Annotated in this window: 18 protein-coding genes; 10 read left to right on the forward strand and 8 right to left on the reverse strand. The window is 40.4% G+C overall.

Annotation, left to right across the window (positions count from 1 at the left end; translation table 11 throughout):
• Nucleotides 1-781 precede the first annotated feature (781 nt).
• On the reverse strand, nt 782-1,417 hold the full coding sequence (locus FH971_RS15725; RefSeq protein ID WP_137225995.1) for a YitT family protein: 636 nt from the start codon (nt 1,415-1,417) through the stop codon (nt 782-784).
• Between the two features lie 1,065 nt (nt 1,418-2,482).
• On the opposite strand from FH971_RS15725, the gene FH971_RS15730 reads away from it, so the two are divergent.
• Genes FH971_RS15730 through FH971_RS15740 form a run of 3 tightly spaced genes read left to right on the forward strand, consistent with a single transcriptional unit; the run spans nt 2,483 to nt 7,163 of the window.
• Nucleotides 2,483-5,356 (forward strand): xanthine dehydrogenase family protein molybdopterin-binding subunit, encoded by a 2,874-nt coding sequence (locus FH971_RS15730; protein WP_140234951.1) that lies wholly within the window; start codon nt 2,483-2,485, stop codon nt 5,354-5,356.
• Entirely contained in the window at nt 5,353-5,889 is a 537-nt protein-coding gene (locus tag FH971_RS15735; protein WP_140234952.1) for a (2Fe-2S)-binding protein, read from the forward strand. Before FH971_RS15730 ends, FH971_RS15735 begins: the two co-directional genes overlap by 4 nt.
• Nucleotides 5,886-7,163, forward strand: coding sequence for a cytochrome c (locus FH971_RS15740; protein WP_140234953.1), 1,278 nt, complete (start codon nt 5,886-5,888; stop codon nt 7,161-7,163). The genes FH971_RS15735 and FH971_RS15740 overlap by 4 nt, the downstream gene beginning before the upstream one ends.
• A 142-nt stretch (nt 7,164-7,305) precedes the next feature.
• Here the strand turns inward: FH971_RS15740 and FH971_RS15745 are convergent, their stop codons facing one another.
• The 3 genes from FH971_RS15745 to pbpG form a co-directional block, all read right to left on the reverse strand.
• Nucleotides 7,306-7,656, reverse strand: coding sequence for a HopJ type III effector protein (locus FH971_RS15745; protein WP_140234954.1), 351 nt, complete (start codon nt 7,654-7,656; stop codon nt 7,306-7,308).
• A gap of 344 nt (nt 7,657-8,000) precedes the next feature.
• The gene (locus FH971_RS15755) at nt 8,001-8,645 is read right to left on the reverse strand and encodes a cupin domain-containing protein (RefSeq protein ID WP_140234955.1); all 645 of its coding nucleotides are present in this window, start codon (nt 8,643-8,645) and stop codon (nt 8,001-8,003) included.
• Nucleotides 8,646-8,851: 206 nt separating this feature from the next.
• A complete protein-coding gene (pbpG, locus tag FH971_RS15760; protein WP_137225989.1) occupies nt 8,852-9,772 on the reverse strand; it encodes a D-alanyl-D-alanine endopeptidase in 921 nt (306 codons plus the stop codon).
• A gap of 266 nt (nt 9,773-10,038) precedes the next feature.
• On the opposite strand from pbpG, the gene FH971_RS15765 reads away from it, so the two are divergent.
• Genes FH971_RS15765 through rpiA form a run of 3 tightly spaced genes read left to right on the forward strand, consistent with a single transcriptional unit; the run spans nt 10,039 to nt 12,953 of the window.
• Nucleotides 10,039-11,388: a hypothetical protein gene (locus FH971_RS15765; RefSeq protein ID WP_140234956.1), complete on the forward strand. Its 1,350-nt coding sequence runs from the start codon at nt 10,039-10,041 to the stop codon at nt 11,386-11,388.
• A gap of 48 nt (nt 11,389-11,436) precedes the next feature.
• A complete protein-coding gene (locus FH971_RS15770; protein WP_140234957.1) occupies nt 11,437-12,249 on the forward strand; it encodes a mechanosensitive ion channel family protein in 813 nt (270 codons plus the stop codon).
• Nucleotides 12,250-12,293: 44 nt separating this feature from the next.
• Nucleotides 12,294-12,953 carry a ribose-5-phosphate isomerase RpiA gene (rpiA, locus tag FH971_RS15775; RefSeq protein ID WP_140234958.1) on the forward strand — a complete coding sequence of 220 codons (660 nt, stop codon included), beginning with the start codon at nt 12,294-12,296 and terminating at the stop codon, nt 12,951-12,953.
• Nucleotides 12,954-13,066: 113 nt separating this feature from the next.
• Here rpiA and FH971_RS15780 read toward each other — a convergent pair whose 3' ends face one another.
• Nucleotides 13,067-14,929 (reverse strand): methyl-accepting chemotaxis protein, encoded by a 1,863-nt coding sequence (locus FH971_RS15780; RefSeq protein ID WP_140234959.1) that lies wholly within the window; start codon nt 14,927-14,929, stop codon nt 13,067-13,069.
• A gap of 658 nt (nt 14,930-15,587) precedes the next feature.
• Nucleotides 15,588-16,277 (reverse strand): 16S rRNA pseudouridine(516) synthase RsuA, encoded by a 690-nt coding sequence (rsuA, locus tag FH971_RS15790; RefSeq protein WP_140234961.1) that lies wholly within the window; start codon nt 16,275-16,277, stop codon nt 15,588-15,590.
• A 294-nt stretch (nt 16,278-16,571) separates the two neighbouring features.
• Here rsuA and FH971_RS15795 point away from each other — a divergent pair, with 294 nt between their 5' ends.
• The 4 genes from FH971_RS15795 to FH971_RS15810 all read left to right on the forward strand — a co-directional run bounded on the left by FH971_RS15795 (nt 16,572) and on the right by FH971_RS15810 (nt 20,837).
• Nucleotides 16,572-18,659 (forward strand): M13 family metallopeptidase, encoded by a 2,088-nt coding sequence (locus FH971_RS15795; RefSeq protein ID WP_137225977.1) that lies wholly within the window; start codon nt 16,572-16,574, stop codon nt 18,657-18,659.
• A gap of 215 nt (nt 18,660-18,874) precedes the next feature.
• Nucleotides 18,875-19,654, forward strand: coding sequence for a nucleotidyltransferase family protein (locus FH971_RS15800; protein ID WP_140234962.1), 780 nt, complete (start codon nt 18,875-18,877; stop codon nt 19,652-19,654).
• A gap of 159 nt (nt 19,655-19,813) precedes the next feature.
• Nucleotides 19,814-20,215 carry an SMI1/KNR4 family protein gene (locus FH971_RS15805; protein ID WP_137225973.1) on the forward strand — a complete coding sequence of 134 codons (402 nt, stop codon included), beginning with the start codon at nt 19,814-19,816 and terminating at the stop codon, nt 20,213-20,215.
• 121 nt (nt 20,216-20,336) lie between these two features.
• Nucleotides 20,337-20,837, forward strand: coding sequence for a DUF4447 family protein (locus FH971_RS15810; RefSeq protein ID WP_140234963.1), 501 nt, complete (start codon nt 20,337-20,339; stop codon nt 20,835-20,837).
• Between the two features lie 62 nt (nt 20,838-20,899).
• Here the strand turns inward: FH971_RS15810 and FH971_RS15815 are convergent, their stop codons facing one another.
• Nucleotides 20,900-21,532, reverse strand: a complete 633-nt coding sequence (locus FH971_RS15815; protein ID WP_140234964.1) for a glutathione S-transferase family protein — start codon at nt 21,530-21,532, stop codon at nt 20,900-20,902.
• Nucleotides 21,533-21,627: 95 nt separating this feature from the next.
• The gene (locus tag FH971_RS15820; RefSeq protein WP_140234965.1) at nt 21,628-24,195 is read right to left on the reverse strand and encodes a TonB-dependent receptor; all 2,568 of its coding nucleotides are present in this window, start codon (nt 24,193-24,195) and stop codon (nt 21,628-21,630) included.
• Between the last annotated feature and the right edge of the window lie 108 nt (nt 24,196-24,303).

The raw sequence follows: 24,303 nt of genomic DNA on the forward strand, positions 1-24,303 counted from the left end.
TCATGTTAGCAGCCTAAGACGCTAGGTCGTTGGCTTGGGGTGCGTATTCTACGCTTCCCCGTGTTGGCGTCAAGTGTTTTTTCAAACTTTCTTTTCGCTGTTGAACTCAGTTTTTTGAAGCACTTAATTCAACCTAACCCGGTGACCGCTTGCGCTGTCTGCCGTGTCAGTGGATGCGCATTATAGGCAACTCAAGATTTAGTGCAACCCATTTATAATGATATTTATCAATTAGTTTTTATACCCGATTTAACACCAGCTTAGCCACATGTTACACACAAACTTATCCACAATACTGCTTATTAAGTATTATTAACTACAGGAATTTTAAAATGCAGATCAATTGAAACAGCTCAATTCCCTTGTATTTATCGGTCATATTATTCTTATAGCGCTAATATCGCACTATTCATATTGTGCCGATGTTATCTATAGGCAAGTTTACTTCTTATATAGGTGTATATAGGTGTGCAGTTTCATTAAGCCACAATGCTGTCTATCTGATTCCTATCGAAAACGTTGGATTTTCACTTTGAACTATAAGATGGGCCGAAGACGGTTAAAGATGAACTCGAAGTAGGGATGAATAACAGATGCGAGCTTTTCACTTGTGTTATTTAAGTAAACAACAAAAATGTTGCCGGAGCTCTGAGGTTTGCAAATACTGATTAATAATCAAGAATGCACTTTACCCATTGCCTATGAGTGAGTGAAGTGCCACGACTTTATTTTAATCTAAGTGTGGCAATAAAAAATAAGCGGAGGCAAACTTTGACTTCAATTATACGCTAACACCGTCTTTTTCGGTTTTACTCTCAACATAAGCTTGATAACGGCCGGGTTTATGATTAATCGCAATCAACACATTTAACATTGCAGCCCCCATCACAGACAATAACACCACCTCAAAAGAAAACATCAACATCGAAGAGCTTAAAATAATCGTATCAACTAACAAGCCAAAATTACCAGCTCGAATTGAATACTTATTTTGTAAGTAAAGCGCCAAAATGCCTAAGCCCCCTAAACTCGACTTATGTCTGAACATAATCAACATCCCGACGCCAATCAACATACCACCGACAGTGGCAGCAAATACTGGATTTACATTGTCGATATGAATAAACATCGGCATGTAATCCGTCATTACCGAAATGATTGACACTGAAATGAAGGTATTAATAGTGAAACGCTTAGATAGCTTGGTCCAAGCAATATAATAAAAAGGCACATTGACTAAGAAGAATAACATTCCAAAACTTAACGATGTTAGATGCATGCCAATAATCGCCAGGCCAGCGGTACCACCAGTAATAAGTTGATTACTGTTATAGAGCGTCACCCCCAAAGACACCATTACACCTGCACAAAACAAAGCCATAATGTCTTCGTAAAACCGGTGTGTTGGAAATGGCATATGATTTTCTATCCTTTAAACAGGTTGTGATTAAATAATGCAGGTAATGCAATGGCTATATAGTAGTGCTTTGAACGCTCTGCATATCAAAGGCGCGCAGTGTACCTAATCAATTTGGATTAAACAGTTAGCTAAATAAGACAAATATTGCGATCCCCGCCATGAATGTACACTTAAGTTTACGGTTTTGATGGTTTAGTAATTAAAACGTTATTTAATTGTTATCTGATGGCGAGTTTGAAGTAGTAAGAGGTGCGCTTGATCATACTTGTGGGGGAATATTGGCACAGTATTAACGGATGTAAAAATTAACTTCAATAGAGATTCAACAACAGGCATAAGTAATAAATTACTGCGGGTTAAACAGGTAAAAGATACTTCTATTATATAAGACAATTGAATGACCCAGCTATCACAACTTATTGCCAAGAATAGAACCATATAATTAAGTCACTGCATACATTCAATAAGTAAAACCTCTGCATAACAGGGGCGATATCACCTCACTTGATAATAATGAGACTCTCATCACAGCTAAACAGTTAACCTTAGTTATGATTAAACCCTCAATATAAACACATAAACAAAGATTCATTTTCAAACACAATTATTATTTATACTGACTAAAATTAAATAATCAATCTTCATAACAAGCCAAGATGCTCGCCCACACTAATACCCCCCTTGCTGTCTATGTGATTCATTAAATGGTGAAAAAAAAACCATTTACTCAATGAAACATCAAATAACTCTGTTTGAGCCAAAAAAGGTAATGTTGACGATGTTAAACATTAATAACAGCATTTTCATAACATACTCTAAATCTACACCGTTTTTTTGCCGATTAAATCATGAAAATGGTGCTAGTCTATTCAAGCGTCTTTATTTGATAAGTCCTATAACCATAGAGAATATGCATTCTAATATCCCTATGTTAGCGTTGAATATTGCTAATTTAGATTCATCGCAATCAAATTCTACACTTACAACCAAATGAATGAGTCAAGATCGGACGACAGTTAGCAGATCGTCTGATTTTCCCCTTAAGACAAACTGAGGTGAGATATGGATATGTCTAACGCGTCGCGCCGGACCTTTATAAAACAATGTGTTATTGGTGGAGTCACAGTATATTCAGCGCCTTTACTGTGGGAAATGAGTCGGGCCAATGCGTCCATAATCTCTCCTGAACTGGCCGCTCAATGGCAAACTCAAGTTAACGGTCAATCTAAACCCAAATTTCGTAATGATGGCATCGCTAAAGTCACTGGCCAAAAAGTTTACGGCCGAGATTACCGCGCGATGGACATGGCTGGCTGGCCAACACAACAAGGCTATGCTTTTATTTTACGCGCCACTAATGCGGATCACACATATCTAGGTTTCGCACTTGATCACCTCCCCACTGCGGCTAAACCGTATAGAGTGATAACCGCTGCAGATCTTGCCCGCGACAAAATTAAACTTCCAGGGTTTTACGGCGACAATATGTTACTGCCAGAGGGGCAAACTGCTGACTATCTTGGTCACGCGGTGGCAATATTATTATTCGACAGTTTTCCAGCGTTTAAGCAAGCTAAATCCTTGTTACAGTTTGATAACGCCTTATTGCAATACGGTGAAAAAACACCCTTTGTATCAGATAATAAAGATCCTTATGCCAGTTGGCGTCTTATTCGGGTTGAAGGCGAAAATGGCGCAACTGAAGACGCTTATAGTCCACTACACGACGGCTTGTTTTTCCCTAATGTTAGGAACCACAAGCCAGAATGGCTCGGGGATGCTAATGCACAAGGTTCGGTTTCTGAACGTGGGCTTTATTATGCTGGCGAGATAGAGAAGCAGATTGAGAGCGCTAAAGAAAGCGAACAATGGCAAGTATTAGAGCGCGAATATCATACCCAATTCATCGATCCGATGATGATGGAACCAGAGGCCTTTAATGGTTGGTATGATGCCAGTAGCCAAACCTTTCATACAGTTATTACTTCTCAATCGCCGCAAGACTTCCAAGAGATGGCTGCACATATGTTGTCATCTGGGCCATTGGCTGACAAAGTAAAACATTTAGTGGTGCATTCACCTTATATTGGTGGTGGTTTTGGCGCCAAAGATCACTCAATATTTCCTTATTATGGCGTGCTTGCAACCATTTATGCCAACGGTCCGATACGTTTAGCCAATGACCGCTTTGAACAATTTCAAGTCGGCCTTAAACGTCATCCATTCACAATGAAGAATCGTTTAGCCGTTGATAAAACAACCCTAAAAATTCAAGCGTTAACCTCAAAAATGACCGTTGATGGCGGTGGTCGAGTTAACTTCAGTCCGTCGGTTACCTCCGTTGGCGCGACAGCAATGCAAAGTATTTACTACACTCCGCGTAATGATATTGTCGCCACCTGTTATGCCTCACGTAACCCAGATGCAGGTTCTATGCGCGGTTATGGCACATTACAATCTATGACGGCTATGGAATGCATGATCCACGAGATGGCCGCAGAGTTAAAGGTAGATCCCTTTAAGCTACGCGCAGCTAATGTGATGGAGTCAGGACAACGTAATACTCAAGGTGCTATTCCAAATGGTACTTTGAGATATCGTGAAATGCTCGATATGGCCCAACAAGATCCAGTATGGCAAAATCGAGTCGCGACAAAGGCTAATTATGAAGCCAAGCATCCAGGCATGCGCTACGGTGTCGGCTTTGGCATCGCCACTAAGGATTATGGTACAGGGGCCGCGGCGCCAAGTGCAGCGGTTAGATTATCCAAAGACGGTAAAATAACCGTAGAAATTGGTTTTGTCGAAATGGGCACCGGAACCCAAACTTCTCAAGCCGTAGTTGTCAGTGAGTCGTTAGGTAATTATGCCCATGAGGTAAAACTTGCTGAGATGGACATTTGGGATGCGATGCAATTAGTGCAAACCGATAATCCTTATATTATTTCACAGCAGCGCCAAGATGAAATGACGGCAAATCCACGTTGGACTCCTGTAATAGCTATGGCATCGTCAGCATCTATGTCTGCGTATTATCAAAGCCATGTAACCCGCATTGCCGCTGATATAATCTATCGTCATGGACTCTGGCCTGCTGCAGTGTCTATTTGGAACGAATTGTATTTTAACTCTCCATTGGGCTCAACTAACCTCAATGACTCTAGCGACGGCCGCTGGGTCGATGGAAAACTTACCGCCATGGGCTTTCCACCACTGTCGATCGACGTTATAGCTAAACGCGCCCACGATATGGGTTTAGTGGTTGGCGCTATGGGTCATGCCTTTAACCGTTGGGCCTGGGCCGAAGCTGATTACGAAATTTTTGGCACCAAAGAACGTATTGCATTAGATGCGTTGGCACTGCAATACGGTGAAGGCAATCGCTATCATGGCAATGCTGCCCGTAAAGCCAGCATGAGCTCTAATGGTTATCACTTAATTGATCGTCAAACCATGAAGTACCCTAGCACTGAACTCAACAATGCCATGGTAACTTACTATGCTCCGTGTGCAACATTGGTCGAAGTGGCTGTAAATGAAGGCAATGGAGAAGTCTCTCTGTTGAGCTCTCATACTTGGTTAGAAGCCGGCAAAGTGATTGTTAGCGAGTTAGTTGAAGGCCAAATTCAAGGCGGCCTTGTCATGGGGATTGGCCATGCTCTGCATGAAGAATTACCCCCATTTGAAGCAGGACCAGGAAATGGCACTTGGAATCTCAATCGCTATCAGGTGCCATTAGCAAGACATGTTGGTGTTTGGAGTCAACGACACACCATCTTAGCGCAACTATCCGAAACAGATCCGAGCCGAGGCATAGCCGAGGTGGTAATGATACCAGTAGTGGCCGCATTGATTGAGGCCGTTTATCAAGCTACCGAAGTGCGTTTTTACGAGCTACCTATGACAGCGAAAAAAATTAAGGAGGCCATGGCATGAGCCAGTCAATTGAACTAACTATTAATAACCAAGCCGTTGGCCCAATTGAAGTCGGCGATGGCGTCATGATGATTGAATTCCTACATGAGTATTTAAATCTCACTGGCACTAAGTTTGGCTGCGGCGTAGGGGTATGTCATGCCTGTACTGTAATAGTAGATGACAACTTAGGTGTAAGTAAGGTTGTACGGACTTGCATCAATGGTGTTGAGCGTTTCAACGGTAAACATATCCGCACAATAGAAGGTCATGCTAAACAGAATGCACAAGGCGAAATCACCGCACTTAGCCCCGTGCAACAAGCCTTTTTGGAAAATTTCTCGTTTCAATGCGGTTGGTGTACTTCTGGCTTTATCAACGAATCAACAGCACTGATGGAGCAACTAAAGCGCAAACCAATTGCCAAAGACCAAGTTGAAAAAGTCATAGAAGAGGCTTTAAGTGAACATGTCTGTCGCTGTACTGGCTATGTAAAATACTATGCGGCGATGAAAGATTTAATCCTCAAAACAGAGGGGTTAACCCTCTCATGAAACTAACACATCATCACGATTTAGCTCGCTTTAAGCGACTAGGGCTGACGTTAAGTAGTAAACTAACTCAAACTCTATCACTCTGTCTAGGTTTGGGTTTAGTGGCATTTACTTGCAGTGCTGCCAATGACACGAGTGCAATAGCGCGAGGGGCTTATTTAATGAAAATAGGTGACTGTGTAGCTTGTCATACCGCTGTAGGTGGACGCGAATTATCAGGCGGTTTGCCGTTCGAAACCCCGTTTGGGGCAGTTTACTCAACTAATATCACCTCAGACAAAGACACTGGCATTGGTAAATACAGCTACGAGGAATTTTTTGATGCCATGCATCATGGCGTCGGCATTAATGGCAATCTATACCCTGCTATGCCCTACACGTCATACAGCCTGTTAACGGATCAAGATACCAAAGCGATTTATGCTTACTTGATGAACACTAAACCCATTAAACAAGCCAATCTCGATAATGACGTATCTTTCCCCTTCAACATGCGATTTGGTCTTAAGGCGTGGAACTTAGTCGCTCATGATGCTAAAGAATTTACCCCTAAGGAAGACAAAAGTGAACGTTGGAACCGTGGAAATTACTTAGTTAATGCTTTAGGGCATTGTGCTGAATGTCATACCCCAAGAGACAGCTTGTTTGCGATGGAGCCAGATAAACACTTTCAAGGTGCCATTATTGAGGGGCTAGAAGCATCGAACATCACTTCAGCTGAGCTTAATCGACAAAACTGGACTCATGACGATTTAAAGTCGTTGTTTACTGAAGGGTACTCTCGTAAAGGCACCGTATTTGGTGGCATGTATCCCGTGGTCTATCACAGCTTTAGCCACCTAACAGATAAAGACATGTTTGCGGTAAACAGCTACTTACTCGATACAGACAAGAAGATTGAAGCGAAGGCGCTCACCTTCAATGGTCACCAGCCTAAATTACCAGGCTATAATCTCTACATGGGATATTGTGCTGGTTGTCATGGTCAAAATGGTGAGGGTCGACCTAATGTAGCACCCGCAATGGCAGGTAACTCTACCTTAGATAAAGCCAGCCCACACAATGTCGTCGCAGTCATGTTAAAAGGGATTAAAAGCCAACATTACAACACCACCACCAGCTTTTATGCCATGCCAGCTTATGCTGATCAGTTAAACGATGAACAGCTAAGAGATTTAACTAATTATTTGCGAGTAACATGGAGCCCTCAGCCTGGGGATTTAGATCTGAATACAATTAAGGATTTGAAAGAAGTGATATTCGAACATGATTAAGCATTTGAATATAATATAGATGACATGCTCTTCTGGACCACTTAATTAGAGACACTATTGTTTCTAATTAAGTGATCACATTTTGATCGTAACTACATAAATTACCAAGTTGATAATTCAACAACATTTGAAAAACTGACAATTACTTCTCTTGCAATGCCAGTTGTGAAAACAAGATCCCTTGCCAACCGCACAGCATAAACTGACGAATATTTTGATGGTCACCGCTTTGTGCTGTTGCCACTACATCTCGATAATGTTGGCCAAACATAGCCAAGGTTTGTTGCACAGTTAACTGATGAATTTGCCCAAACGCAAAAACCTTACAAGAACCAGAATTCTGCCCAGCCTCGTTAAGCTGATCACCATTTTTAAATGCACTTGGGCTAAAATCATAATGCTCGTCAATCAAAGCAATAGACTCTTCAAAAAGCACTGTATCTGCCCGCTCAGCTAAAGATGATATAAATTCACTAATCTGTGTTGAAGCCATATCGCACGCCCTATTCTTGATAAAATTACACTTTAAATACTCAAACAATCTAATTGCCTGTAATACTATACTAATGAGGATTGCTGCGAGCGAAATCACAACACAATGTGCCAAGTTCACCTTCTAACGGCAAAAGCAATAAGGGTAAATGAGAACAATCTAAATCATCAGAAATAATAGCAACAAAACCATATTACTGAATAAACTGATATATTAATTCTATAGGTTCCATATCCCATTTAATCAGGCACTTACATTATTCACTCTTTACTAAAATAACCAATAAAGTTTTTATAGCGAATATGACGACTAAATACCATAACGTTATGAATTTCTAACCATTGTTATAAATGACCAACTTTAACCAAAATCACCGTGTCTTGTTCCACATACGGATTATGCTGACTTAAATGTGGACTGCGGATCCACGTACCAGCAGGATAGCGACCAAGTTCATCAATAAATTCACCGCTAATGACATAAATTTCTTCGCCGCCAAAATGACGGTGCGGTTGAAAATGCGTCCCAGCGGGCCACTTCACTAATGCTGTCGACTCGGTACTATGTTGATGTAGCGGCATCACCTGCAACTGACCATGACCTGACAACCATTCTGTTTCATTGGTATTAATAGCCATTTGCTGTGAATCAGTGGTCTGGAACTGATGCAACTTAACTAATAATGTACAGCCTTGCAGGCTAAATGGCGCATGAACAAAACCTTCAGGATTTCGTAAATATGTGCCAGCTGGGTAATCACCAGTTTCATCAGAAAACACCCCCTCTAACACAAGGATCTCTTCACCTAATGGATGAGGATGAGAGTTAAATTTAGCGCCTGCTTGATATTTAACAATACTAGTAGCATGGCCACGTTCTGCTTCTTCGCGAGCTAAGCGTTTACGTAATACGCCCGTAGCGGGGCTATTTTGCCATTCAAGATCTGCAGTGTTGATCACCACTCGTTGGCTAAAATCCATGTTTAACATATTGATACCTTCACAGCTATTATTGCCAATAGCTTAATATTAAATCACTTCAATGAACAGTAAATACTGAAAGATTTAATCGGTTATTTATATTAATTAATAAGCACTTACAGGTACTTTTTATTGATTTATAAGGTATATATTTTACACATAAAAAAACTGCAAATATTATTTGCAGTTTTTTCATTTGAGTAAAAGTAACTTAGTTAGCTTTCAGAGTTACTGGCGACTACGACCAACTGGCGTTGTTTTTTATACGCTTTTGCCGAAGCTGGAATGGGAGTAGTCCGACCGGTTTCTAACCATTTCTTAAGTCGATTAGCATCCGCCATATGAGTGTATTTGCCAAACGAATCTAACACCACAAATGCGACTTTACGCTTATTCATTTCCGTCAACATCACCAAACAATGCCCAGCTTTACTTGTATAACCGGTTTTAGTTAATGCAATGTTCCAACTATCTTTGAACACCAATTTATTGGTGTTGTGAAAATCGAGTGCATAACGTGGTTGTTGGAAAATAATATGTTTTTTACTCGTTGAGCTTAACTTACCTAACAACGGGTATTGCTGGCTGGCTTTAAGTAATAAAATAAGGTCATTAGCACTAGATACGTTTTCAGGTGATAAACCTGTAGGTTCGACATAATGAGTATGCGTCATTCCTAATGCGGTTGCTTTATCATTCATTGCCCGAACAAACGCTTTAAATCCACCAGGATAATGGTGAGCAAGTGAAGTAGCAGCACGATTTTCAGATGACATCAGCGTCATTAACAACATGGTTTCACGGCTCACTTTGCTGCCTAATCGTATTCTAGAATACACATTACGCATCACTGGTGAGTCTGAAACGTTAACTGATATCTTTTCATCTAACGGTAGTTTTGCATCAAGAGTTACCATGGCAGTCATGAGTTTTGTCACCGAAGCGATGGGAACTGTTTGATCCGGATTGCTGGAGTACAATACTTCATTGGTGTTCAAGTCGACTAGCATAGCGCTGATTGACGCTAGCTCTTGTAATGATTGTTTTTGAGATACGGGTTCAGCAGCTACCGAATGGCTAATAACGGCACTTGAACACAATAAGAAGGTGCAGGCAAAAAATAAACAGCGTTTCATCACTCTCTCTAAAAAAATCAGCTCAATAAGTCTAATGAGTATACGATAAAGAATTAGCCCTATAATAGGTAAATAATCACAAATAATAGGTTTTTAACCGAAATTATTGGTTTTTAAACTAAAAAGACATCAGCGATAGATTATATTTACTCGTTTGTCAGTTAATGATTAGTTTACCCAGGTAATATTAGACTCGATGTGGTGCAAATACTGTTTTTAATGACTTCATGTTAAGCTTTACTTAGGCATGTAAAAAGAGAGTATAGATGGACATTAACTTCAATTTTTTAAATAAATTTAAACAAGCTATTACGCATTTATTTATCTCATCACCGTCACATAAAACTGAGTCCCATGATGCAGAAAAAGGCGTAATATCCCTCTATACCATCGCCAAAAACTCTCCTAATATACAGACCCAAAGAGCACTGATGGGTACAGTGTCATGCCCATCATTCGTCACTGGTGATAATTTTGTCGGCCGTGAACAACAACAACAACAAATGCGTGAAATTATCGAATTATGGTGCCAGCGACAAGGAGAATTAACAGCGGTTATTGTTCCTTCTGGAGCGGGGTTGTCAGCCTTTTTAGCTCAAGTAATGTCACTGCTCACGACAATGCATAATGACATATCAGCAGCATCACAAAATAAATCGCTTTCTATGCCTAAAATAGATTCATCGTCATCAACAAGTACGTTACATATAAAACCGCTGCCAGAGCAAGTTCTCTATATGAGTTTTTATCAGGCGCCGTTAAGTGCAAAAGAAGCGATCGCAAACATCTGTTATTGTTTTAACATTGCCCCACCAGACACCATTACTGATGCCATCAAATTAATCAATCAGCAAAACTCACAACTGATTATTATCGATGATGTGCATAAGCTTATGATAAGAATGATGGGGAATTCTCAAGCATTAATGACCTTTGCTACCATCATGATGGAAACCCGCAAACAACATTGTTGGTTACTCGGTTGTGAAACCTATACTTGGCAGCGATTATCGGCGCAATATCAAATCGGCCATTTAGTAAGTAATCTGCTTGAATTTAATTATTTTAATGCTAAAGAGCTGGCTCAAATACAAACACAACAATTAGACAAATTAGGATTAATTAATACCGAACAGCATGTTGATGTCAACTCAGTAGAGGCTAAACCGGCGCAAGTTACCGATAAAAAACCACCATTTGAAGACCAATTAAAACAACTTTATTCCATTAGCCAAGGTCATCCAGCGCTAGCCTTATTGTTACTACAGTATTCACTCAACCACCAAGTAGACATTAATGCCGATGAAACAAAGCAAGAAAACGAGATTAAAATTTACCAAATTAATATCTCGGCTTTAAAAAATTGTAAAGACAGTGATTTGTTTTCGCTGGCAGAAATATATGTCCACGGTGGATTAAGAGTGCATCAACATGCCCATATTTTTACCATTTCAATTGAGAAAAGTATTCTGCAGCTTGAATATTTGGTCCGCCAAGGATTATTACAGGTACACTACTCTGAACAAGATTTTGTGGCACATTATTACCGTATAACGCCACTGTTAACCAATATTATTGCTATTCATTTAATTAATAATAACAAGCTTTTTCATTAATAAGGCCTGATTGATAACGTGCACAGCAAATAACATTCCGGGGCAAATATGGACGATTCAAGTAAAGCACTACAAGCATTTTTAGATATTATTTCGTTAGATCGCATTATCAGTATTTTACTACTGTGCTTGATAGCGTGGTTATTTTTGGTATTGGTGCAGTTTTGCTTAAACCAACTCAATAAAGCATTGCCTAAATACCGCTTAATTTGGAGTCGATCATTCCCTTTTGTGCGTTTATTTGTATGGCTTTCGGTAATAATTTATTCAATTGTCGGCATTATTGATCCTCACGAAAACTTAATCCTCGCGGTTGTGGGTTCAATCAGTATTGTGGTGGGTTTAGCAACTCAAGAACCCGCTAAAAATATGATCTCCGGATTTATTATGATGATCAACCCCCCTTACCGCGTTGGCGATATGATATCCGTATCAGGCTATTATGGCGAAGTGACCAAATTAGAATGGAGCGTAACTTGGATACGCACCTTTGATGATAATACCGTGATGGTACCTAATGCCGAAGCACTTAAAACGGCAGTGTCCAACGCTAATAGCGGTGCCTTAGATGAAATGGTGGTAGTGAGTTTTACCATTCCAATTCACGCTGACCATAAACTCGCAATTGCCCTCGCCAAAGAAGCAACTCAATGTTCACCTTATACCTTATTAAAAAAACCTATTATCGTTAATTTGGGCAATGACTACTCATTCGGACAGTACCAACAAACCATCACAGTTAAAGCCTATGTAATGGATGTAAGGTTAGAGAAAAAATTTATGAGTGACATCAACATACGAGTACTTTCAGCGTTTAAAAATGCACATTTTTATGATGCACAACAAACGGTACTTCAGTAATTTAGGTTATCATTAACCCAATGGTTAAAATGGAGAATATAGCTATGACACAAGATGAAATGAAAAAAGCGGCTGGCTGGGCTGCACTGCAATATGTCAAAAAAGACACCATCGTAGGTGTAGGCACAGGCTCTACCGTCAACTACTTCATTGATGCGCTTGCCACCATGAAGGATGATATTGAAGGTGCTGTATCGAGCTCAGAAGCATCGACTAAAAAACTTATCGAACTTGGCATTGAAGTGTTTGACTTAAACAGTGTTGATTTAATTGACATCTATGTAGATGGTGCAGACGAAATCAATGACCGCATGGACATGATTAAAGGCGGTGGCGCGGCATTAACACGCGAAAAAATTGTTGCGGCCGTTGCCAACAAGTTTATTTGTATTGTTGATAATACCAAACAAGTAGACATTTTAGGTGAGTTCCCATTACCCGTTGAAGTCATCCCAATGGCACGTTCTTACGTGGCACGTGAATTAGTCAAATTAGGTGGCGATCCGGTTTACCGCCAGGGCGTTGTAACCGATAACGGCAACGTTATTTTGGATGTCTACAATATGAAAATTCTAGATCCTAAAGTGATGGAAACTAAAATCAATGCCATCGTCGGTGTTGTCACCAATGGTTTATTTGCTAATCGCGGTGCTGATGTATTGTTAGTCGGTACCCCAGATGGCGTTAAAACAGTCACCTTGTAATAACCACCGGTTCTGACTTTGTGTTACTTCTTAAGTCACTCTATAGTCATAATAGAAAACGGCCTAGCTTGACTGCTAGGCCGTTTTATTATTTACACCATCATAACAATGACTTACACACGAAATTGACTCACCGCTTCATGCAATGCTTGGGCTCTTACTCTTACATCTTCAGAAGCCGCGGCATTTTCTTCCGCCGCATGCGATGATTCATCGGCAATATCTCGAATAACCACCACATTTTTACTCACTTCTGCAGCAACCATACTTTGCTCTTCAATTGCAGCTGCAATTTGAGTGCTCATATCCATAATATTGGTGACGTCATTGGTAATGGTCCGTAAAACTTCCCCGGCAATGGCGGCTTGTTCAGCGCTTTCCTGCCCTTGTTGCTGGCTTTCTTGCATGAGATCAACAATAGAATGAGTTCGCGCTTGTAAGGTTGAAATAATGCTAGAGATTTCCTGGGTGGACGTTTGTGTCCTTAAGGCGAGTGTCCGAACCTCATCGGCAACAACGGCAAAACCACGACCTTGTTCACCAGCTCTTGCTGCTTCAATCGCCGCGTTTAATGCCAATAAGTTTGTTTGATCAGCAATCCCTTTAATCACATCAAGCACGCTACCAATAGTGATACTATCTCGCTCAAGCTCGGTAACAACAGCGGCTGAATCAGCTAATTTCTTAGCTAGTAAGGTAATCTTTTGAACCGTGAGTGCTACGCCCTGTTGACCAGATTGAGCATTCTCATTGGTTTGACTGGCTTTGCTGGCAGCCAATTCTGTATTCTTGGCTATTTCGTCAATGGTGCTCCCCATTTCAGTAACTGCGGTAGCCACCATATCGGTTTCATTAAGCTGGCGTAATACGCCTTCAGAAGCAGTCATCGCATTTCGAGACAGCTCTTGGCATGACTCATTCATTGCAGTAACAGACTCATTTACTTGCTGAATCAATTCTTGGAACGTCATTACCATTTGGTTGAAATGATAGGCAATTTTTGATAATTCATCATTACCAGATTCATCACAACGCATTGATAAGTCTTTGCTTTTTTCAATTGATGAAATTACATTAGTAATATCACGAACCGGCTTGATAATACTACGAATAATCAAATAGGTGAAAATACACAGTATTGCTGTTATTAATAAGAATATACTTAAGCCGATAATAAAAGCCTGATTTTTACCAAGCTCTATTTCAGCCAACGTTTCCTCGCGTAACGTAACAGTATAATCATCGGTTTGATGAATTTTATCTCGTAATTCGGCCATTTTACCATCTTGATCTGACAAACCAAATAGCACTTCTTTATTAACTAAATTGTTAAAATTCACCCGATAATCTTTAATATCTGCGGTTAATTGCTCTTTCTGAGAGAAGGATAAATTAGACTGTTGTACTTGAGTTAGAAAACGGACAATTCCGTCATCAAAAGCAGTTACATACTTAGGGTCACGACGGAGCATAAAGTCTTTCTCACTTCGACGCAGTTGAAGCATAGCCACCAACAGAGCATCTTCGGCATTATTACTCAACAAGGTTTCAACTTTTTTAACTGCCGAACGCAAATCGCCATATAAACCTGACTCGGGAGTTAATCCTATCTCAATTTTTAGCGCAATGATTTCATTGAATATCGTTTTATAATCATTAAGGTTCTTTTTAAAATGGTCTAAAGCATTTACATTCATTCCTTGGTGCTCTAGCGCGACGCGCACTTCGGCCATATAGACCAAGATATCATCCATACTGTTTGTAAATTTGTCTATGTACTCGGTGTCTGCACGATGGAGAAAATCCTTTTCTTGGGTACGTAACTCAAGCACTTTCTTTTCAATTTCGACAATGCTGTTTGATGCTGTTGATAATTTAAACAGAACCGATTCAGAATAATTTTGTAACCCAAACATCGCGAGTACTGAGGATATTGAAATGATCGAACTTAAAATAAGTTTAGAACGAATAAGCATAATTGTTACCTTTCAAGATTAAGATTCGACACTATTGTTATAATTTATGACCTAGTATAGATTTCAATAACAATTCATTAACAGAAGTATAGTTACTAATTATCGGCAAACATCAATAAAGCTAAATTATTTTAAATAAAAATAACGATTTAATATCACCCATATAAACCTTTACCGACTTGCGATTGTCATATAACTAAACAATCATAGTGGACATGTTGTGACATTAAGGATGCAGGTCTCAATCGGGAAATTTCAATATCATTAAACAAATTAGAAGCACTAAATGACAATCAATTAGTAGCCATTGCCGCTCCAGGATGTCTGCTAACATTCGAACAATTGTATCGATGCCATCATCAATGTGTTTATGCCATCTACTTTCGATTAGGCGGCCAAGGCGGTAAAAAAATTGATAATCAACTGAGTGACGATAAACCGTTAAAACAAAAATACTCACCAGCCAAAACACTACAATTTAAAACCCAGGCTGGCACAGGGCAAGTTAACATCAATACTATTAGCGGCCGTATAACCCTAAAAAAATAAAGTTTACCAATAATCCTGACTAAATAATCTTATTCAATATAGATAACAAAAAGCCCGTTGATGCTTATAAACATCAGCGGGCTTTTTATATTGCAACGTAAAAAAGTGCTTACACCGATTTGGCTTCTGCGTCGGTTAACAATCGCCATTCACCAAGGGCTAAATCACTATCAAGTTCGATACTTCCCACAGCCTCGCGATGCAAGTTAATGACGTGATTACCTACTGCAGCAAACATGCGTTTCACTTGATGGTACTTACCTTCACTGATGGTTAGCCTGACGTGAGTGGGATCAATAATGTCTAATAAGGCAGGCTTAGTAAGACCATCTTCGTTTCGTAATTCAATACCATTGGCAAATACCTGTATCAAACTGTCATCAATAGGATTGGCTAACTCCACTAAATAACGCTTACCACAATCTTTCTTCGGTGAAGTAATTTTATGTGACCACTGGCCGTCACTGGTAATTAACACTAGCCCTGTGGTGTCAGCATCTAAGCGACCAGCGATGTGCAAAGTGTTTATTTTTTCAATATCAATCAAACTCAATACCGAAGGGTATTCTTCATCAATGGTTGAGCAAATAGTGTCAACTGGCTTGTTCATCATGATGTAACGCTCGCCAATCACACTAATTAAGGTACCCTCTAAATGCACTGCCATTTGTGGCAGCACTTTAAAACCTGAGTCTTTCACCACAACGCCATCACAAGTTACATCACCACGATGCAATGCTTTTTTAGCTAATGACCGAGTCAGTTCGGTACTTTCACAGATAAATTTGTCTAAACGCACAATGATTACTCAATCTAAAAATATTGGCGCTATTATGCTGCCTACACACTTAAATAGAAATCAATCACCGATATTTTTCACCACTATGGTAATTTTTGGTTACATATCGTGACAAAAAAGCCTGTAAATATCAGCCCATGCGGCTTGTTTTATAGGCGGAGAAGGCTTTAACATACAATTCACTATAAAAGTAATAGCTTTTCCCTTTGGATAAAGGGGTTATTGCTGAATTAAGCGACACAGCTCGCAATGCCCCCCATTGAAGGGCTCTATAAATAAAGCAAAGGAAACAACATGAGAAAACTGGTTATTGGAGGTCTATGTGCCTCGTTAATTGCAGGCTTAAGTGCTTGTAATGATGAAAAGGCAACCGTTGCACCTGCAGCAGATGTCGCTAAAACTGCCACAGCAACTGCAGTAGAAACAGCGCTTACTTCAGGCATCAACTTTGACAACATCGACAAGTCAGTTCGCCCTCAAGACGATTTCTACATGTATGTTAATGGCATATGGATGAAAAAAGCTGAAATCCCAAGCGACCGTACCAGCATCGGTGCTTTTTACGACTTACGCGAAAAAGCACGTGATGACGTTAAAGCCATTATTGAAGATTTAAGTGCAACGCCTAATTTGGCCGACGGCACTGACGAACAAAAAGTAGCTGATTTATACCGCTCATTTATGGACGTTGAAACCTTAAATAAATTAGGTATTACGCCAATCCAAGCTGAGCTAGATAAAATTGCTGCATTAAAAGACAAAAAAGAATTAACCGCTTTCTTTGGTGAAAACCAAGTCAATGGTGGTGGCACACCTTTAGCATTTTATGTTGATATTGACGCTAAAGATTCAAGCCGTTATGCCACACATATTTATCAGTATGGTCTTAGCCTTCCTGAAAAAGATTACTATTTTAACGAAGCAGAACGTTTTGTTAATATTCGTAAAGCCTTTGTTGAACATATCGAAAAAATGTACAACTTGGCAGGCTTGCCAAATGCTAAAGCCAGTGCAGAAGCCATTTTAGCGCTAGAAACTCAAATTGCTGAAAAGCATTGGGACGTTGTTGAAAATCGCGACAGCACTAAAACTTACAACCTATACCAAGTTAAAAATTTGCCAGAATTGGCTTCAGAGATTAACTGGGATGGTTATTTAGCTGCCCTAGGTGGCGACAAGCAAACTGATATTATTATCAACCAACCAAGCTATATCCAAGGTTTAAACGAGGTCCTTAAAAACAACGACCTTGCGACTTGGAAAAACTACATGACTTGGATGACATTGACTCACAATGCCAGCAATTTATCTGAAGCATTAGATAACGAAAACTTTGCCTTTTTCTCTAAGACTCTTAACGGTCAAGAAGAACAAGAGCCGCGTTGGAAGCGTGGTGTTAGTACTGTTAGCGGCACATTAGGCGAAGTCGTCGGTAAAGTATATGTGAAACGTCATTTTGCACCAGAAGCAAAAACACGTATGGAGCAATTAGTTAGCAACTTAAGCGGTGCTTATGGTTCAAGCATTGATTCATTAGATTGGATGAGTGCAGACACTAAAGTTGCCGCAAAGGATAAACTAGCCAAATTTAATCCAAAAATTGGTTACCCAAACAAATGGGATGATTACACCAAGCTCACCATTAAAGCAGATGATTTAGTCGGTAACAGCAACCGAGCTGCTATTTTTGAACATAATAAGAGCATTGCTAAGTTAGGCCAGCCCATTGATAGAGATGAATGGCACATGACCCCGCAAACGGTTAATGCTTACTACAACCCAACCATGAACGAAATCGTGTTCCCTGCTGCGATTTTACAGCCTCCATTCTTCAACTTAGAAGCCGATGATGCTGTAAATTACGGCGGTATTGGTGCAGTTATCGGTCACGAAATGGGCCATGGATTTGACGATCAAGGCGCTAAGTTTGACGGTACTGGTAGCATGCGTGACTGGTGGACCGAAGCTGACTTAACAGCATTTGAAGCCAAAGGTAAGGCGTTAATTGCTCAGTACGATGGTTACCAAGTGTTTGACGACTTACACGTTAATGGTAGCCTAACATTAGGCGAAAACATCGGTGACTTATCCGGTGTGACCATTGCTTATAAAGCTTACAAAATGTCACTTGACGGTAAAGAAGCACCGATTATTGATGGTTTAACTGGTGACCAACGCTTCTTCATGGGCTTCACCCAAATTTGGCGTGTGAAGATGAAAGAAGAAGCAATGCGTAACCGTGTAGCAACTGATCCACATTCACCTGGTCACTTCCGTGCCTTAGGTGCCTTATCTAACATGCCTGAGTTCTATAGTACTTATGACGTGAAAGAAGGCGACAAGATGTATATTGAACCAGCTAAACGCGTAAAAATTTGGTAATAACCAAGATGGATGACTGACCTAGGTCACATTTACACACAAAAAGGGCATCGAAAGATGCCCTTTTTTATAAGTAAAAAAATAACCAATTGATAATAAAAACAAATACTACATAAATCCAGATTCATATATATCATTAAACCTTATTCATTAATCTTCCTATCCAGCCAAAAGTCGGTACATTAAGTTAACAGACATTATGCTGGAGCTATTCAATGAATAAGTTGTTTCGTACCTTCTTTATATTCTTAATTTTACTGTCTACCCGTGGCGCGATAGCTCAACCTAACGAGGTTAAATATGCCAAGTTAGCTCAAGCATCCGACTTCAGCCAGCAATCAACCAATGATATTGAACAGCTAATGGCACTGAACGAACACACTTCAGCGCAAGTTAACCAAGACACCGATGACTTAGACGCTTTGATGAATAGAGCCCCCGTCGCACAACAAGAACTCATCAACCTACTTCATAGCATTACCCAGTTAAGTAATACCGGCACGATTATTCCTGCCACTAAAAGTTACCAACGAGCAGCGCAAAAAGTTCACACAAAATTTGATGGCGATGCCAGTCAACTGACCGATATAGCGCGAGCAAGTGTGGTGGCTAATGATGTTAAAAGCTTATTATCAAGTTATCAACAACTGCGTCAGCACACCGAAATTGTGCAATTGAAAAACCGCTTTGCTCAACCCAAAATGTCAGGTTATCGTGACTTAAATGTATTAGTAAAATTACCGACAAGCCAAATGGTGGTGGAGATTCAGTTTCATTTAAACGATATTGCTGAGATAAAAAGCGGCCCAGAACATTATATTTACGAGCAAATTCAACAGATAGAAACTCAAGCTAAAGCAACCTCTAGGCAGCTAGACGATTGGGAACAAGCCAAAATAGTTAAGCTTCGTCAAGATTCTCATAAGCAATATCATAAAGCGTGGTTAAGTTACAAACGCCAAAGTTTATATGAATCACAAGCACAAGTAGCATAAGGGTTCAACACCTTATTATTCAGAGTTCTACCTTGTTTCGACTCCACATCCGTTTCACCCTTTGCGCTCATATGAGCGCTTTTTTTTTGCCAGATAAGATCCGCTACAACCACATCTGTTATACTCGCGAACATTACGATGATACTGCCGGACAATGTTATGAATGAAATTATTGAACAACTACAAGAATTAAGCGAAACAGTACCTGTCCCGCTAGAATTGCCAACATTTGAGCAACTTGTAGAAGTTGAAGAACAGATTTTAATCGGTTTACCCAAGGATCTAAAAGAGTTCTTACTGTATGGCAGCGATGTTATTTATGGCACCATTGAACCCGTAACCGCTGCAGATCCTTCCTCGCACACTTACCTACCCGAAGTGACCTGTTATGCATGGTCTATAGGGATGCCCCGTGAACAAATTGCCATTTGTCAGAAAGGCGATAGCTTTTACTGTATTGATGAGGAAGGCATAGTGCGATTTTGGAAAAATGGTCGCTTTAAGGAAGAAGGCTGGGAATCATTATGGGATTGGGCCGAAGATGTATGGCTTAACCAGTAACCCTAACTAAACAGAATGCAACGACTCAACTTGGGGTAAATAAACCAAAATTACAATATTTGGCTTATATCTTACCTCTTATGATCCCAAGCTGAGGTTAACTACAAATACGAGAATGACTATGTCGAAAAATACCGGTTTAAATGCGATTGAGATCCAATATTTACGTCTATCTTTAGGCTTAACAACTGAACAAGTTGCGAGCCTCACTAAAACCAGTAACGAAAACGTAATGTCATGGGAGTCTGGCGAACAAGAAGCGCCTATCCCAGCGCAGAAAAAGTTATTAGAAATCGATGATATTATCGAAATGCAAGTGCTCAACACCTCTGATGGTATTGAAGAGTTATTTAAAAAAGAACCTAAGCGCCGTTTAGCGTTTGTGGTATATCCGACTCAAGCACTTTACACCCAATACAATCCTGAATTTTTAAGCTCTTTGCCATTAACAGAATTGTACAATACCGCTGCATGGCGTATTAAGAAAGAATGTAAACTGGTTTTAGAAGTCGATGTAAGCCTAGTTGCATTAGATGCCGAAGCCTATAAAGCTTATCGTGCAGATAATGGCATGAGCGAAAGCCGTGAAAGCCGTGCTAAATGGGCTGCGACTCAGTTATAAATGTTTGCATATTAACAATAGTTGCAAAAAAGGAAGCCTAGCGCTTCCTTTTTTAATGATGGTTATGTTGTTGCATTGGCTAGCGCAGCTGTTTTGGCTAGCGCAGCGGCCAAAGCGGGGCGTTGTTTTAGCCGATCGCGATACGCTAGCAACTTTGGCGGCAGATGTTGCTCAAACCCCAAAGCCCACCCTAAGGTTTGAGTTAATAAAATATCGGCAACCATAGGCTCGCTACCACATAAAAAACCAGACTCTGGAATCCAAGTTTCAGCTATAGCAGCAGCTTGATCAAACTCCCATTTAGCCACAGCAAACATAGCGTCTACGCGTAATTTTTTTGGCAGTGCAAAGCGGTGCTTACCCATACTCCAAAGTGGCTGCTCAAGTTCGCTAATCACAAAACTCACCCAGCGTTCATGAATACCAGACTGCTCAGTACCTAGCTTTGGTAACCAATAGCCTTGACCGTATTTTTCGGCTAAGTAACGCATAATGGCAGCTGATTCGGTTAACACAAAATCACCATCGCTCAACACTGGTATTTTCCCGCTAGGATTAAGGGTTAAAAAGGCGTCACTTTTATTTTCACCTTTGGCAAAATCAATAAAATGAAATTGCCATTCAACACCTAATTCTTCTAAAAACCAAGATACTCGGAGCGCACGACTTTTTTGGGTTCCGTATAACGTAATCATTTAAGCTCCATATTATATAGTGAGAATAATGAGAACAAAAAAACCACATTGCACCTTAAGTGAATGTGGCTTTGGTGTATCTTATGACGTTGTCATTAGAAATTCATTGTGACTTTAGTATAAATATAACGACCTAATGGATTATGTACACCCATTGCATAACCGTATAAATCTGCGTCGCCATCACCAATTGCAAACGATGGTTCCTCGTCAAACACGTTATTGACACCTACAGATAACTTAACCGTGTCATTGAAGCGATATGAACCAGACATATCAACTAACAACTGTGCATCTACAGTACGCGTTTTGTTGTAGTCTTCAAACTCGCCGATATAACTTAAGTTAACGTTAGCCGCAAAGTCATCCATGTTCCAATTAGTTGTAGCTAACCAACGGTGTTGCGGATACTCGTACTCGCCAGTGTAATCAATAGTCTCACCATCGATTTCTTTTTCAAAACTGATTAAGTAACTGTACTCTAGTCCAAATTTAACACTACCGTAGCGATCTAACTCAAGGCCATAATGTGTCGATAAATCCACGCCTTGTACTTCTTGAGAACCAATATTGACGAACGCTGATTGAATAACATCAATCGAACCGAATGTTTCACCGGCTTGTGGCGTATTTCGCAGACAAATAGTGCTATTTTGATCATTACAGTTTTCGTCATAAAGATCTTGGTTTTGCAGCGAGTCAATTTTGTTATCTTGTAAGATATTATAAAAATCTAAACCAATATCAAATTGCTGACTTGGTGCCCAAATCATCCCCACGTTCCAAGTCTCAGACTCCTCCGCTTCAAGGTTCGGGTTGCCTGCAAAGACAAAGTTATAATCCAATAACTCACAATCAACGTTATCAGCAGCACAGCGATAACTATCAACTAAAAAGTCACTCTTTTCTGATGGCCCAAGGCCAATTTGAGCTAATGAAGGTGCACGGAAACCTGTCGACCATGAACCACGTGCCGTCAGCTCTTCATTGATCCCCCATAGGAAAGCCACTTTAGGATTGGTAGTTGAACCAAAGTCACTATAGTTATCATAACGACCGGCTAACTGCAGCTCAAAATTATCTGTCACTGGGATAGAAAACTCTACATATGCGGCATATTGATCCCGTGAACCAAAAGCTGAAACCGCTTCGGTACCAAAAATTAACCCTCGTTGAAACTGCTCATCTGGCACATCGCTAACATCTTCTTCACGATATTCTGCACCCGCAGCCATCATGATATCGCGATCCGCCAAGGTAAATGCATGACCTGAAATGCTGGCATCATAAGCGGTGATATGTGATTCACCTTGTCTCACTAAGCTCGTGGTGATGCGATCTATCACATCAGGCGAGTTGATATTGCCACCAAATGGATTGTAGTTACCGGCATCAATTTCAGCTTGTAAGTAATCGGTTCTTACCCAACCTTGTGAGCGATCACCCGTTTGAGTTGACTCACTGCGACCTCGTTGTGCTGAAACTTCCCAATCCCAATCATTAACGACACCGCGAAGTCCGGCAACCACACGCATAGTATCGGATTCGATATCCCAACGACGAGGACCCGCGTCAACAGTACGGAAACGACCAATATCAATGTCTTGTCCAAAAGGGTTATTGGGGTGAGTACCAGGCACAGTTAAGCCTGCATCTTCATCTAATGGCGTTGGTGCGCCGCCCGCTTCAGAAGTATTATGTTGCACAGACAGTTCTAAAAATGCAGTTAAGTCATCACCTAAAATATATTCAAATTGGCCAATAGCCCCCACACGTTCAGACGTTGGAATCGTTAAGTTATAAGGACCGTAGTCAAATAAACAGCTACCACTTGCAGTAGCGCTATCGGCCGGGCAATCTGGATCAATGGTTTTCACGCCATCAACATAAAAATAACCAGGGAAGCCACGAGAAGAACGGTAATCTTCACCACCGTAAGCTGATTGGTTCGCGGTGCCAAAACGGCCCATATCGCTCGCAGACAACGTGCCATTAGTAAAGTAATCAAGAATGATTGATGCGCTGCCTTTGTCAGCCTTCATGCCCCACACTAAACTGGCTGTAGTTTCATCATAACCAGTACCACTGTCATCACCATAACCAACACTAAGTTCGATGCCTTCAATGTCTTTTCTTAATACAATATTAACCACACCAGCAATAGCATCAGAACCATAAATAGCTGATGCACCGTCTTTAAGAATATCAATCCGTTCAATGGCCGATACAGGAATATTATTAATATCGACAAATGAATTGGAGATCCCTTCAGCAAAAGCACTCGATCCAACACGGCGACCATTAATAAGCACCAAAGTGGCATCAGGCCCTAAGCCACGCAAACTGATTGATGCACCGCCGTTTGCAGTAGAATCTTGGCTGTTACCACGGGTTGAAAATGCACCTGAACCATTTGCCGGCATACGTTCAAGCAATTGCTGTAGGTTATCAAAACCCATATTTTCGATATCATCTTTATTCAACGATTGTATTGGTGAAGGCCCTTCAATATCAGTTCGTTTGATACGGGAACCCGTCACTTCAATTCGTTCAACTTTTGAATCGGCGCCGACATCAGCAGCTTGAGTAACAAAGGCGATTGGAGCAAGGGACACTGACACAGCAATAGCGCATGCGCTGCGAAAAAGGTTAGTTTTTTTCATGATCATCCTTAACGTTAATTTATTGTTTTATATCCATGACTACGGCAAACTGCGGTAACAAGATTACCGCCTACTACTTTCTTGGATTCTAATATACCCATCCAAGTT

Origin of the sequence: Shewanella polaris, from assembly GCF_006385555.1 — a bacterium.
Classification (GTDB): domain Bacteria; phylum Pseudomonadota; class Gammaproteobacteria; order Enterobacterales; family Shewanellaceae; genus Shewanella; species Shewanella polaris.

What these genes read in the sequence shown, in the direction of transcription:
- rpiA (WP_140234958.1), top strand. Translation starts at nt 12,294, where the DNA reads ATGACACAAGATGAAATGAAAAAAGCGGCTGGCTGGGCTGCACTGCAA.
- FH971_RS15735 (WP_140234952.1), top strand. Translation starts at nt 5,353, where the DNA reads ATGAGCCAGTCAATTGAACTAACTATTAATAACCAAGCCGTTGGCCCA.
- pbpG (WP_137225989.1), bottom strand. Translation starts at nt 9,772, where the DNA reads ATGAAACGCTGTTTATTTTTTGCCTGCACCTTCTTATTGTGTTCAAGT.
- FH971_RS15725 (WP_137225995.1), bottom strand. Translation starts at nt 1,417, where the DNA reads ATGCCATTTCCAACACACCGGTTTTACGAAGACATTATGGCTTTGTTT.
- FH971_RS15755 (WP_140234955.1), bottom strand. Translation starts at nt 8,645, where the DNA reads ATGTTAAACATGGATTTTAGCCAACGAGTGGTGATCAACACTGCAGAT.
- FH971_RS15820 (WP_140234965.1), bottom strand. Translation starts at nt 24,195, where the DNA reads ATGAAAAAAACTAACCTTTTTCGCAGCGCATGCGCTATTGCTGTGTCA.
- FH971_RS15770 (WP_140234957.1), top strand. Translation starts at nt 11,437, where the DNA reads ATGGACGATTCAAGTAAAGCACTACAAGCATTTTTAGATATTATTTCG.
- FH971_RS15815 (WP_140234964.1), bottom strand. Translation starts at nt 21,532, where the DNA reads ATGATTACGTTATACGGAACCCAAAAAAGTCGTGCGCTCCGAGTATCT.
- FH971_RS15805 (WP_137225973.1), top strand. Translation starts at nt 19,814, where the DNA reads ATGAATGAAATTATTGAACAACTACAAGAATTAAGCGAAACAGTACCT.
- FH971_RS15800 (WP_140234962.1), top strand. Translation starts at nt 18,875, where the DNA reads ATGAATAAGTTGTTTCGTACCTTCTTTATATTCTTAATTTTACTGTCT.
- FH971_RS15745 (WP_140234954.1), bottom strand. Translation starts at nt 7,656, where the DNA reads ATGGCTTCAACACAGATTAGTGAATTTATATCATCTTTAGCTGAGCGG.
- FH971_RS15730 (WP_140234951.1), top strand. Translation starts at nt 2,483, where the DNA reads ATGGATATGTCTAACGCGTCGCGCCGGACCTTTATAAAACAATGTGTT.
- FH971_RS15765 (WP_140234956.1), top strand. Translation starts at nt 10,039, where the DNA reads ATGGACATTAACTTCAATTTTTTAAATAAATTTAAACAAGCTATTACG.
- FH971_RS15810 (WP_140234963.1), top strand. Translation starts at nt 20,337, where the DNA reads ATGTCGAAAAATACCGGTTTAAATGCGATTGAGATCCAATATTTACGT.
- FH971_RS15780 (WP_140234959.1), bottom strand. Translation starts at nt 14,929, where the DNA reads ATGCTTATTCGTTCTAAACTTATTTTAAGTTCGATCATTTCAATATCC.
- FH971_RS15795 (WP_137225977.1), top strand. Translation starts at nt 16,572, where the DNA reads ATGAGAAAACTGGTTATTGGAGGTCTATGTGCCTCGTTAATTGCAGGC.
- FH971_RS15740 (WP_140234953.1), top strand. Translation starts at nt 5,886, where the DNA reads ATGAAACTAACACATCATCACGATTTAGCTCGCTTTAAGCGACTAGGG.